Below are 12,885 nucleotides of genomic sequence, written 5' to 3' on the forward strand. Positions count from 1 at the left end.
TCAAGGTATCGCTTGAATTAAGGTTGTCGTATGCTAACAAATAAGTGCTAACGACTAAAGCATATCATTTAGCATCACACCGATACCAAAGCGAGTTTGCCGATAATCATAATCGATCATGGATTCGCCGTAACCGCTAAATAATTGGGTATAGAACCTCACATGCTTGGTGATTGGATAGCTCCAACCTAGCTCAGCCGCACCATAGCCACTATTCCAGTTATAACGCCCCGTTGCCGTAAATACACTATCACCTAAGGCATAACCTACTTTTAACCGGTAATAGCCCATATATTTGGTGATATCTTTATTATCATCACTTCCTTCACTTTCGTGAATGCGATACCAAGGTTTTAAATCGACTTGCCAGTTACCATTTTGGGCCATAGCACGTGCATAAATACGATTCCAACTGCGTGACGTCGGCTCAGAACGGCCATTCGACTCATGGTTGAAACCCGTTTCTAATTCACGCAACGTCCAACCCCCCCACTGGTAGTCAGTCGCCCAACCAATAAAAATTTGCGGTTCATAGTTAGTATCACGAAAGGGTGAAGATTCTTTTTTATTACTTAATTGCCACCAAGAACGTTGCGTATAAGATGCGGCTAAGACGGAATTATCCCCCGCAATCCCTCTCCATAAAGGAAAAGCTAAACTCAGTTGAAATTTTACTTCGTCATGTAAAGCATCATCACCCCAATTATAGGTTTGTATCGCTTCCTTATTTATTGATGAAGTATAAGTATAAATAATGTAGTTAGACTCATATGGATAAAGTACAAAAGGATTATCGTAATTTTGTAATAAACCCGAAATAATACTCCCTCTTATTGGCTTGTTATCTGTAACTTCTTGCGAATTTGGCGTATCCGATTTTTCTGCCGCAAATAATGATACGGACCAAAAACAGAGCACTACACTAAGTAATTTGTGAAAAATGCGCATTCTGTTATTCCTATTTTGTACATTCCCAAAAAAAGTTTTTCTCATTTTACACATAAAATCTGATAACTGCTGAAAGATTATTCGTTCATTTGCTAGAGACATATTTTATACATAGTGGTAACTTATTGTTCACATATTTTTAAAGGAATAAAGCAGATGAATGACCATACTTACACATTAGAAGAAGCCAGTAAGCTCATGAGTGATGCATTTATCTATAAAATGCCTTTTAATCACCTTTTAGGCATCGAATTAGCACATATGAGCGATGATTTTGTCCAACTGACCATTAATAATCGTCCAGAATTGATAGGCAATTTCACACAAAATATCCTGCATGGTGGCGTGATCGCATCCCTATTAGATGTTGCCGGCGGCATGGTATGTATTAACCGCATTCTTCAACGTATCACCCCATTAATCCATCAAGATATCGTTGAGAAAATGTCAAAAATGGGCACCATCGATCTACGAGTTGATTATTTACGTCCTGGTCGCGGTGAAGTTTTTACGGCTAGTGCAAGTTTACTGCGCGACGGTAATAAAATTGCCGTGACTCGCTGTGAATTACATAATGAACGTAATCAGCATATTGCTACAGCCACTGCGACTTATCTAATCGGATGAAAATAAAAAGTAAAAATTTAGTTACTTACTCAACTAATGACTTGTAAAAAAACTCGAGCAATGTCACATTAATAAGGTCATAAATCGAGCCAATATTTTCTTTGGCTCGATATCTCAATCGACTTACTTTTAGCCGTTTATTCGAATTCAGAGTCAATAATGAACCAACAAAACACCATTAAGGGTGTCTTATGCGCCTTGGGCGCCTATTTAATTTGGGGCGTCGCACCTATTTATTTTAAAACCATCCAAGAGGTGCCAGCAGAAGAAATACTGACTCACCGTATTATTTGGTCATTTTTCTTTATGTTGGTCTTATTAACGGCCAGTAGGCATTGGAGCTATATGCGCCAAGTGTTAAAACACCCTAAAAAAATTCTGATTTTGGGTGTCACTGCGGTAACCATTGCTTCCAACTGGCTAATTTATATTTGGGCTGTCAATAATGGTCATATGTTACAAGCTAGCCTAGGCTATTTTATAAACCCTTTAGTCAACGTCTTGTTTGGCATGCTATTTCTACAAGAACGTTTTCGCCGCATGCAGTGGATTGCCGTCAGTTTAGCGCTCATGGGAGTGCTGATCCAACTATGGCAATTTGGTTCAGTGCCGATCATTGGGTTAAGCCTTGCGGTCACTTTTGCAACTTACGCTTTATTGCGTAAAAAACTGGGGGTTGATGCTCAAATTGGCATGACATTCGAGACACTCTGGTTATTACCTGTCGGCATCATCTTCTTACTATTCTTTGCGGATAGTCCGACTAGCAATATGACAATGAATGATTGGCATTTAAATGTGTTATTAATCCTCGCTGGTGTGATTACAACGGTGCCTTTGTTACTGTTTACTGAAGCAGCAAACCACTTACGTTTATCAACACTTGGATTTTTCCAATATTTGGGACCAACAATTATGTTCTTACTCGCTGTATTTATCTATGGTGAACAAATGACATCAGAATTGTTAGTCACTTTTGGTTTTATTTGGGTTGCATTAATTTTATTTACCTTGGATGCACTTTACACACAACGTAGATTACGAAGATAAATTCAGTAAATTGCCTATTTAAAGGCAATTATCGAAACCCTGGCCTTTTATTATTTATTAATTAGAAGGTCAGGGTTTCATTTTATGGAACTTCATTTGTTAATTTACTTTATGCATATAGACAATCGACAAAGTTATATCATTTAGATAAATGATTTCCCCAACCTAAATAAATTACAAATAACCTATTTACGATTAATAGTACCTATTATTCACATCAATAGAGAAATGATCATCTGTCATTGGCAATGGCTCTAATACTTTCATTCAAACAAACAATAAATCCAATAAAAATCAATATTTTAGAAAGGCATGTGACACATTGATTTAATTCTCAAACAAGCTATTATTATATTTATCCAAAATGAGCTTTTATTTACCCACATTAAAATCAAACCAACTTATTGAATTAAAAAAATATTTATTTTTTTAATAATTAATCATTGCGTTAAAGGAACATCGAATCTATATTGTACGCCGCTTGTATTCACCCCAGCGGATGGTGATGGTCCGATTCATCACTGACGTTTCATTAAAGTGCGCACGATGACAGATGATTTATCAAATGTCCTGGTGCGAGGTTTTCTGAAATTGAATATGAGTTCGCTCTAAAATTTATTTTAATACAATAATGTAGCGTTATAACTCAGGTTATATACTCACATAATTCTAGATGCAGTTAAACATCAATGAATGCACCGCTAATAGCATAGAAAGTGATGCTGCTTGTTCAAATGAACATAGCTACCATTTATTAACATAACGCTGCAACTGAAGTATTAACGAGTATAGCTGCATTTTAGGTTCACTCCGCCTATGGAGTTGATAGTTGTTAAGGGCTTTTGGGAAGGGCTTAAAAATGCAACAGAATACCGTTCAAATGAAACGTGTACTGACCACACCTGCGTTAGTTTTTTTCGGGCTGGCTTATATGGTGCCACTCGGAATTTTCACCACCTATGGCCAAGTGACTGTATTAAGTGAAGGCCATTTGCCTATCGCTTATCTTGTGACATTGGCTGCTGTTCTATTTACTGCGATGAGTTATTGCCGAATGACAAGTGCACTGCCGCTAGCAGGCTCTGCCTATTCATATGTGCAAAGGACGTTTGGCGGTACACTGGGCTTCCTCGTCGGTTGGGCACAATTGCTCGATTATCTATTTCTGCCAATTATTAACTATATTGCTATTGGGATCTTCGTTCATGAAGCATTCCCGAGCATTCCAATGCCAGTGATTATCTGCACGACAATTGCCGTTGTCAGCTTGATGAATATTTTGGGGATAAAATTAGTTTCCTCCATGAATATGCTGATCATCGCCATGCAAATTGTCTTTATTGCGGTCTTCTTATATCTGAGTTTCAAAACAAACTTTGTGCTAGATACTGAAGCACTACTCGCGCCGATTACGCTGGCAGCAGATCAGGTTCCTGGTTTATTTGCGGGAGCAGCGGTTCTCTGCTTAGCCTTCTTAGGTTTCGATGCCATTTCAACAATGGCGGAAGAAACAAAGGATGCTCGCAGCGCCCTACCTAAAGCGATTATCTATACCGTCTTTATTGCTGGCACCTTATTTGTGGTTATCTCGTATAGCGCACACTTAAGCTACCCTATGTGGCAAGAGTTTATTCCAAATACCGATGTTGCTAGCCTTGCAGTCATGAAACAAGTTGGTGGAGCCATGATGGCATCCAGCTTTATCACCGCTTATGTGATCGGTGTGTTTGCCTCTGCAATGACGTCACAAGCCAGTATTGTGCGTATTTTCTATGCTATGGGTCGTGATGGTGTATTGCCACGCTCTATATTTGCTTATCTGCACCCAAGGCTGAATACGCCGGTGTATTCAATTATCTTTGTTGCTATCGCGTCACTACTCTCACTGGTACTGTCGTTAAGCATGGTAGCGTCAATGATCAGCTTTGGTGCATTGATTGCGTTTACCTTTGTTAACTTGTCGGTTATCAAACACTTTTATATCGACCGTAAAGAGGCTTTAAACGGTAAAAAACTGATCACTTGCCTGATTATGCCGTCGATTGGTGTCATACTGACCTTATGGTTATGGACAAGTTTAGATAAAGAAGCCTTTACGGTTGGCCTATGCTGGCTTGCGGCAGGCGCGTTTTATCTGACATTGCTGACACAGGGTTTCAGACGTAGTCCACCAGCAATCTCTGACGATGAGACGAATATGATTATCAATTAACTCTCGCTATTTCGAGCTAACGTATGTATTGACTAGAATCACGTATAGATGTCGCATACTGTTGCTACCCAGCTGTGCCTCGAAGTAGTTAGAGTGACATTCATATAATTGTAGACTTGGGGGAGCGATGCCTTCCCCTTTGTTATTCTGGCTCTACCTATACCGAGCCCCTGATAAAGACTGTGATAGAAATGAATAATAAAGTTGCTGATGTCATTTATTTCAACGGTTATATCTACACTGCTGATAAACAAGATAGTGTTGTAGATGCCATTGCCGTACAAGATGGTTATATTATCGCGAGCGGTACTTCTGATGAATTACATCAATATGTTGGGCCGAAAACTGAAAGTATCGATTTAGAAGGTAAGATGATGATGCCAGGCATCATCGATGGTCATATGCACCCATTTTGGGGCGGTATTCAATTATTTGGGTGTCACCTCAACTATGAATCGCTGACTATTGAACAAATTCTTCAGCGCGTCCAAGAACACTTGGATAAAGATCCTCGTACAGGTGAAAATGATTGGCTAAAAGTCACTGCATGGCTACGTCAAGGCATGTTACCCGCAGGCATCGATATGTATCGCGAAGACATGGATAAACTGAAGACAAAGCGTCCGGTCGTCCTATTTTCCAATGACTGCCACACCTTATTAGCCAATAGCCGTGCATTAGAACTCTTTGGTATTACCAAAGATACCCCTGAGCCACCTGATGGCAAAATCGGTAAATATGCTAATGGCGAGCTAAATGGCATTTTAGAAGATGCTCCGGCGATGCGTGCCGCGGATAGTATTCCATCAATTCGTGATGACCAAGCGGTTGAAGTCGCTGAATTAGTGCAAAAAGTACTCAACCAGCAAGGCGTGACCACCGTTATGGATGCGCGTGTTTCCGAACAGCAGTTAGAAGCGTTCGCGGAACTCCAACGCCGCGGCGAACTAACGGTGCGTTTTCAAGCGGCTCGAGAAATTACACCAGATGATACGCCTAATGTCGCAGCCGTTGCGGCCGCGGTGGATAAAGCCGTTGCTTTTGCCAAAAAATGGCACCAAGCTGATTGGACGCCAGCACCGGGGATTGGTCTACGTAATATCAAAATGTTTGTCGATGGCGTATTGCAATACCCAACCATGACGGCTTCATTGCTCCAACCTTATCGTATCAATAAAGGCACTGACGAAGCACCGAACTGGGTTGAAACCGATAACTACGGTGATTTGTATTTTACTGCTGAAATTCTGGATGAATTAATGGAAAAAATTGCAGCAGCAGGTTACGACCCCCATTTACATACCGTTGGTGAGGGAGCCGTTTCTATCGTGCTGGATGCGATTGAAAAGATGCGCGCGGCGCATCCAGAAAAAGATATTCGCCCAGGTCTTGCTCATAATGAATTGGTACATCCAAAAGATTATGAACGTTTTGCACGCCTCAACACTATTGCTTGCCTTTCCTTTCAATGGGCAGCCCCCACACCTGAACTGGCCGCCTTTGAACGCAAGATGTTAGGCGAAGAGCGTTTCGAACAATTGGAACCGATTGCGAAGTTTATCGATGCGGGCGCGGTAGTTGCTTTCGGTAGTGACTGGCCAATTGATGACTTTGATGAGTGGTATGATTTAAAAGTCGCAGCCACGCGTCGCGGGCGTCACATTGACGGTAACCCAGCACCCCGTCTGGATAATGACCGTGATATGACCGTGACTGAAGTTCTACGTTCAGCAACCATTGATTCTGCCTATGCTCAACACAGAGAAGATGTGATTGGTTCATTAGAAGTCGGGAAATTTGCAGACATGATCGTCCTTGATCGCAATGTATTTAAAATCCCAGCAGATGATATCGAAAATGTAAAAGTATTGCGTACGATTATTGGCGGAAAGACCGTCCATGTCGCACAATAGCTTAATATTTAATTAATATTTAGACGGCTTACTGCCTTTCAGTAAGCCGTTCTACACAGAGTAAAGCATTCTTAATCAGCAACACCATTGTGAAAACTGCTTGCAATCCCCTATCCCCCTCGTTATTATCCGCTCGTTTTTTTACTCACCCACACACTGCAAGGAGGAACATTATGACAACAATTCATCACACTCTTTGCGGGCGTACTCAGAAATAGTCTCTCTATCTCTCCAGTTCTTGCCTGCTAAATCACCTTATTTTTTCCTTAAAAATGAGTTAATGACTTATGGGCAATATCATTCATTCTGTCAGCGAACACGTCAGTTATATCGCGACAGAAAACACGTGGATTGAAAGCAAAGCGATCCAACAATTACAAACAACCGCGGCACTCCCTAACATGGTTTCTGTGGTCGGTATGCCAGATCTACATCCGGGTCGTGGTTACCCAATTGGTGCTGCATTTTTCTCAGCACAGCGCTTCTATCCCGCATTGGTCGGTAATGATATTGGTTGTGGAATGCGTTTATTTCAAACCGATATCAAGAGCACTAAGTTAAACTTGGATAAGTTTGAAAAACAGTTATCCACAATGCCGGATAGCGCTCCCTTAGAATGGCTTGATGAGCATGTTCCACATGAGATGAAATCCCATCATTTTATGTCCTCACTCGGCTCCATTGGTGGCGGTAATCACTTTGCTGAATTTCAAATCATCGACAAAATCTTTAGCGACGAGTCGATCACCCAAAGCGGTTTAAATAAAAAATGTGCATTACTGCTTGTGCACAGTGGCTCTCGTGGATTAGGCCAATCCATATTACGTCAGCATGTTGAAAACTATGGCCACAATGGCCTTGAAGAGTCTTCAAATGAAGCGAAAGCCTATTTAGAGGCACACCAAAATGCATTATCTTTTGCCGAATTAAACCGCCAATTAATTGGTTTACGTATGTTGCAGCAGGTCAAGGCTAAGGGGGAAATGGTCCTTGATGTTAATCATAATTTGGTTGAGCCGTGCACTCTTAACGGTATACAAGGTTGGCTACATCGCAAGGGTGCCACCCCTTCTGACCAAGGCATGGTCATTATTCCGGGATCACGCGGCGATTTCAGTTATTTAGTTCTGCCTCATCCCCGTGAGGTTAGCTTAAATTCACTGGCTCACGGTGCGGGTCGCAAATGGATGCGTACGGAGTGTAAGGGGCGACTGTCTCATCGCTATACCCCATTACAGCTAGCGCGAACTGCATTAGGTAGCCGAGTCATCTGTGCTAATAAACAATTGATTTATGAGGAAGCGCCACAATCCTATAAGTCGATTGAAACCGTGATTGAAAGCATGGTGGGAGCAGGGTTAATTGAGGTTATCGCACGTTTACGCCCCTTACTGACCTACAAAACCAGTGGGGAGTGTGCGTAATGTTATTACAATTTTCTTCTGCACAAGGCCCCGAGGAGTGCTGTATTGTCGTTGAAAAAGCGTTAGCTTGCTTTTTTGTTGAAGCTAAAAAACATCAAGTGACGGTTGATCTACTCGACACTGTCGCATCAAAACACGGTTTAAAATCTGCGTTGGTCTCTTTAGAAGGGCATGACGCTGAAAAGCTAGCTCAGTTATGGTCTGGTACACTACAGTGGCAATGTCCAAGCCCCTTAAGGCCCAACCATAAACGGAAAAATTGGTTTATTAATGTGATCCGCTTTTCACCTATTCAAGCTATTGAAGAGAGTGATATTGAATTCGAATTTATAAAAGCTCAAGGTCCTGGTGGGCAGCATGTTAATAAAACTTGCTCAGCAGTAAGAGCAAAACATCTTGCAACTGGGATCAGTGTCAAAGTGCAATCTGAGCGTAGTCAGCATGCGAATAAGAAATTAGCTAAGCAGCTTATTTATTGGCGTTTAAATGAATACCAAGATCAGCAAGCATCGGAATTGAATAAGCAACGACATAATGCGCATTATCAAATAGAAAGAGGAAATGCGAATATTATCTTTTCTGGACAAGCATTTAAACGAATTAATTAATCCATTTACAGCCCACCTCCGCGAGGAGGTGGCATTCGTCAGTAAGGTTAAAGTATTTTTTCGGTTAAAAACCAACCGGCTATACTTTCACGCTTTTGTTGGGTAGGGAGAACTTCATGAGGAAACTCTTCAGACATAAACACAATCATCCGCCCCGCTAAAGGGTCAAGTTGAAACAGTTTATTATCTTGATGATCATACACAACCAATTCCCCACCATCACCGCGCTGCCACGCCTCATTCATATAAAGCACCGTCGTCACTTTGCGTCGGCCTTGGCCTTGAAAATTATCGACATGCTTTTTATAAAACGCGCCATTTGGGTAACGGCAAAAATGCGTCTCAAAGTCACGTAACCCCATGTAGCATTGTTGGTTTAATGCTTGGCGGATAACGTCCATTTTCGCCATATACTCTGCAATAGGTGCCCCCATTTCAGACTCTAGCCAAATAGTTTGGTCACCACGAATCGTTTTATTGTCTTGTAACGATTCACCGTTACCAATACGAGCGTCGTGTAGTTTTTCAGGAATGCAGCTTTTAATTGCCTGTATTTCTGACAGGTTCAAAAAGTCATCCCACACATACCAACCTTGTGTAGAAAGAGAATCAATTAACTTATTCAATGACATGATAAATATTAGAATGGTTACTCGGTATGATTTTATACTTCACTGAATGGAAAATTTAAAATTAAAAACTTAAATCTTAATGATTAGACTCTTAAATCAATGTGACTAACCATAAAGCCGAGTTTTAATATGACAAAACTATTGGTAGATGAGTGAGTGATATTCATCATGTTATCGCGTTCATCACGGCCATGATGAACGCTTTCTATGCTTAAAAGATCGCTACTCACTGAGTATTAATCGCTTAAAAAATTAGCCAGAAACCGTTGTGCAAATTACTGTTTTACCCAAGCAAAACGTCAATGATGATCCAATTCGGTCATGCATCTCAGTCATACCTGTCAATGAGCTTACCGCGTCCTCTCCCTTATGGAATAGCGATATCTTTTCACTCAATAAGAATGAATTTAAACCTTTATATTTTGCCGTAACAAATTTGAGGTCCTGCTGATAAGCAGTCAACATATCAATACGAGAAGATAAGTATTGCTCACTGATCTCAGCCAAACGATGCTGACTATCTTTCAGTGAATGGTAGCCCGCACCTACTTCACGATTAAATCGTTTAATCAATGCTCGCGTTGCGCTATCCATAAAATCATGCACAGCCAACTGCGAGTGTTGTAGCGTTGCCCATTGGATGGTTGGATAGAGTTTTCGTGTCTTAAAATTGATTTTAGGGGCTTTAATGGATATAAGAAGGCGGTTTTGAGTAGCCAACTCGTCCGTTTGACATAATGAGTCTTATACGTGCTTTCAGTTTGAGCTTTTCAGAATTAATGTTAACTTAACTTAGATTTTTCTATTTGATGTTATTTTATCGTTTATTTCATGGAGCTGAAATCGTATGTCTAAATCCCCTAAACGAGAAGGATGCCGTTTTTGTCAGCGTCGCGGACTCCCTATTTTACCCGTCCGTCCTGCCATTATGTCTCAACATGATATTCTGCCAGTCATGCCCGAGTCTATTCAAGTGCCTATTCCCGCCCAAGGCGAAACCGCCTATACCTTACGCTTGATGCGCTCTGGATACCTGAATATTTGGGATGAATTCGGCAATGCATGGATTAATTATTTTGTCACCGAAGGCGGTTTTTTCTACCCACTCCCTGAAAATGGTGACGTGCCTGATGAAGTCGCCTCCGGTAAAATCAAACCCTGCATTGACCAACCTGAAGAGTTAGCTAAAGCTTCTCTTGTCACTTTACCGGTGATGCCTGACGGAATGAAAAATGGACTCTTTTGGTTTGCTTGGTCGGAAGTGAAATGGACCGAGACCATTCGTAAGCAGTTTGAAGATAAAAGCCACCGAGAGCGGTACATGCAGCCCTTTGACATGGATGCATGGCTCAATACGCAATCGACTGCTCAGACGTTACCATTATCTGAGTTGGAAAATACCATCGCAGATTACTCTCAGCACGTCAAAAAAAGCCAAATGTGGAAGTGGTCAGCGCTTATCGCGCAGCTCGATCTTCTTGAAGGACTTAAGTCCTTGGTGTACCCCATCACGTCGAAGTTCAGCCCCATTGCAACCGGTCAACAGGTCGAAATGACGGCACATCAAGATCTTCATCCCAACGGGGCGCTTCTTGTCTTGCAAGACCCAACGGGGATTTTGAGGGACTTGCCTACACTGATTGAATATGAGTTGGATAAGCATGTCTATCAGCGCCCTGATATTAAGCGACAAGTCATGCTACTGGGGGCGATTTCAGGTGTCAAAAACAGTATTAGAGACCAATTTCAAGAAAATTATATCACCACCACATTACGTGAAGCCGCATACATTAAAAGTATTGATACCTATCCCGATGGCGATATCACCGTCGAGTTGGAAGAGGATGAATTGGACAGCGCGTTTATCCAAAACCGCCGAGCCATGATAATGGCAAAAACGCAGGCGCATTGGGCTGAATATGAGCAGTATTATAATACTGAGGCCTATGATGCATTCAATCTTCGTTTTCAGAGCATTTTAGAAGAATACAATACCCGTGTAGTTAGTCCTCGAACGCAGTTGTACTTGGATTGGTTTCAGTCACCAACATTAATGCATTATTTTCAGCAACATTTTGATACGCGGGATTTGATCAGTGGGATTGCCTATACTGCCACGGTAAGCTATTGCATTATTAAAATGTCGGACAAAAAAGGCAGTTTGGACTATTTCTCAAGCTCACTGTTAAAAAGTTTGTCTGACCCCACCAATATTTTAGGGCGAGCATTGGTTTTCAACCAAGATGCCTTAATCAAAAAAATAGACGAGGCAACCCAATCCTCTGTGGATATGCTGTCACTCAATTGGGCAGGATTAGCGGATGCGTTCGCTAAGTTAATAGAACCCCACCAAATTACCTCTCAAAATATCATGGCGGTGTATCTCGGTAATCTTGCCACCGTGGTCATGAACACGGTCGATAAAGCCATGAGTTCAGAAAAAATGTATGGCTTTGTGGCAGCGCTCGGGGCCTTCAGTAATAAAGCCATTATCCCTGTGCGTAAAGCAGGCACGTATCGCCACTTTGTTAAAGATGTCGTGAATACTTTGGTTAGACTCAGTGATCATAACCATGATTTGAATGAGAATGAAATCAGAAAGCATGTGTACAACAAACTCAAACGATTGAAGGTCGCTGGATTACCGATGGAGCAAAATCGAATATTAAAATATTGGATTGACATTGATACCAGTGAATTAGACCGAATTAAATTACTTACCCCTAAAGAACAAGAAAAAGCCCTCAGTCAGTTGTTACAATTACATTCAGAAACAGAGTCTGCCAGCATTGCGCGGATGCGCACCAGCATGACATCCGGAAAAGGAAAATCCGGGATGGTCATTGGAGCAGGAATAGTGTCAGGCATTCTTCAAAGTGTCGCGCTGTTCCACTCGATGGATTTGGAAAATAAGAAAACCTTACCGGAAGAGGTGTTTGAAGCGCACAGTCGATTTTATGCTGGGGTTGCAGGGGTTGTCAGTGCGTCGGTTGGACTAGTCGAAGAAGGAATGAAACGTTTTGCGTCGTTTGACAATTTGGCGCAAAAAATGCTGTTTAGAAATTCAACGGCGTTCAAGAGTCTGGTTATCGGGATTGGCAAAGGCGTGGGTATTGCTGCTGGGGTTGTCTCCGTAGCATTTGATATTTATCATGCAAATGAAGAAAGAAATAAAAAAAACATAGGACTTTCAATTGCCTATTTTGCCTCTGGAGTATCAGGAATATGGTTAACCGTTATTATTTTTTCGAAGATGCTCGCGGCGTTTGCGGTATTAACCTTGTTAGCGGTGCTCATTATGATTGGGGCAGCGATTTACATTGCCATCAAAGGGCAAAATAAGATCCAAAAATGGTTAGAACAATGCCTGTGGCGTCAAGTGCCCGCGCATATCCCTCAAAGTGAATGGCCCGACATTTACCCGACCATGGCCATGGAAATGGACGCCTTTGAACGTGCATTAGGATAAGA

Annotated in this window: 10 protein-coding genes; 7 read left to right on the forward strand and 3 right to left on the reverse strand. The window is 41.6% G+C overall.

Annotated elements, in window-relative coordinates:
* Nucleotides 1–54: 54 nt before the first annotated feature.
* The gene (gene pldA / locus M1F03_RS17395) at nucleotides 55–948 is read right to left on the reverse strand and encodes a phospholipase A (protein WP_154624517.1); all 894 of its coding nucleotides are present in this window, start codon (nucleotides 946–948) and stop codon (nucleotides 55–57) included.
* 156 nt (nucleotides 949–1,104) lie between these two features.
* Between pldA and M1F03_RS17400 the strand changes: the two genes are divergently transcribed.
* The 6 genes from M1F03_RS17400 (at nucleotide 1,105) to prfH (ending at nucleotide 8,782) form a co-directional block, all read left to right on the forward strand.
* The gene (locus M1F03_RS17400; protein WP_154624518.1) at nucleotides 1,105–1,575 is read left to right on the forward strand and encodes a thioesterase family protein; all 471 of its coding nucleotides are present in this window, start codon (nucleotides 1,105–1,107) and stop codon (nucleotides 1,573–1,575) included.
* 159 nt (nucleotides 1,576–1,734) lie between these two features.
* A complete protein-coding gene (rarD, locus tag M1F03_RS17405) occupies nucleotides 1,735–2,625 on the forward strand; it encodes an EamA family transporter RarD (RefSeq protein ID WP_318840030.1) in 891 nt (296 codons plus the stop codon).
* Nucleotides 2,626–3,484: 859 nt separating this feature from the next.
* Nucleotides 3,485–4,837: an APC family permease gene (locus M1F03_RS17410; protein ID WP_154624359.1), complete on the forward strand. Its 1,353-nt coding sequence runs from the start codon at nucleotides 3,485–3,487 to the stop codon at nucleotides 4,835–4,837.
* 191 nt (nucleotides 4,838–5,028) lie between these two features.
* Entirely contained in the window at nucleotides 5,029–6,750 is a 1,722-nt protein-coding gene (locus M1F03_RS17415) for an amidohydrolase (protein ID WP_154624358.1), read from the forward strand.
* 287 nt (nucleotides 6,751–7,037) lie between these two features.
* Nucleotides 7,038–8,174, forward strand: a complete 1,137-nt coding sequence (locus tag M1F03_RS17420) for an RNA ligase RtcB family protein (protein ID WP_251464764.1) — start codon at nucleotides 7,038–7,040, stop codon at nucleotides 8,172–8,174.
* On the forward strand, nucleotides 8,174–8,782 hold the full coding sequence (gene prfH, locus M1F03_RS17425; RefSeq protein WP_154624356.1) for a peptide chain release factor H: 609 nt from the start codon (nucleotides 8,174–8,176) through the stop codon (nucleotides 8,780–8,782). The genes M1F03_RS17420 and prfH overlap by 1 nt, the downstream gene beginning before the upstream one ends.
* 47 nt (nucleotides 8,783–8,829) lie before the next feature.
* On the opposite strand, the gene M1F03_RS17430 is transcribed toward prfH, so the two are convergent.
* Complete coding sequence (locus M1F03_RS17430) at nucleotides 8,830–9,414, reverse strand: 2OG-Fe(II) oxygenase (protein WP_154624355.1); 585 nt, start codon at nucleotides 9,412–9,414, stop codon at nucleotides 8,830–8,832.
* Nucleotides 9,415–9,666: 252 nt separating this feature from the next.
* Nucleotides 9,667–10,134, reverse strand: a complete 468-nt coding sequence (locus M1F03_RS17435) for a hypothetical protein (RefSeq protein ID WP_251464765.1) — start codon at nucleotides 10,132–10,134, stop codon at nucleotides 9,667–9,669.
* A gap of 127 nt (nucleotides 10,135–10,261) precedes the next feature.
* Between M1F03_RS17435 and M1F03_RS17440 the strand changes: the two genes are divergently transcribed.
* Nucleotides 10,262–12,883, forward strand: a complete 2,622-nt coding sequence (locus M1F03_RS17440) for a T6SS effector BTH_I2691 family protein (protein ID WP_251464766.1) — start codon at nucleotides 10,262–10,264, stop codon at nucleotides 12,881–12,883.
* The last annotated feature ends 2 nt before the right edge of the window (nucleotides 12,884–12,885 follow it).

The sequence above is a fragment of the Providencia sp. PROV080 genome (assembly GCF_033688105.1).
GTDB lineage: Bacteria > Pseudomonadota > Gammaproteobacteria > Enterobacterales > Enterobacteriaceae > Providencia > Providencia zhejiangensis.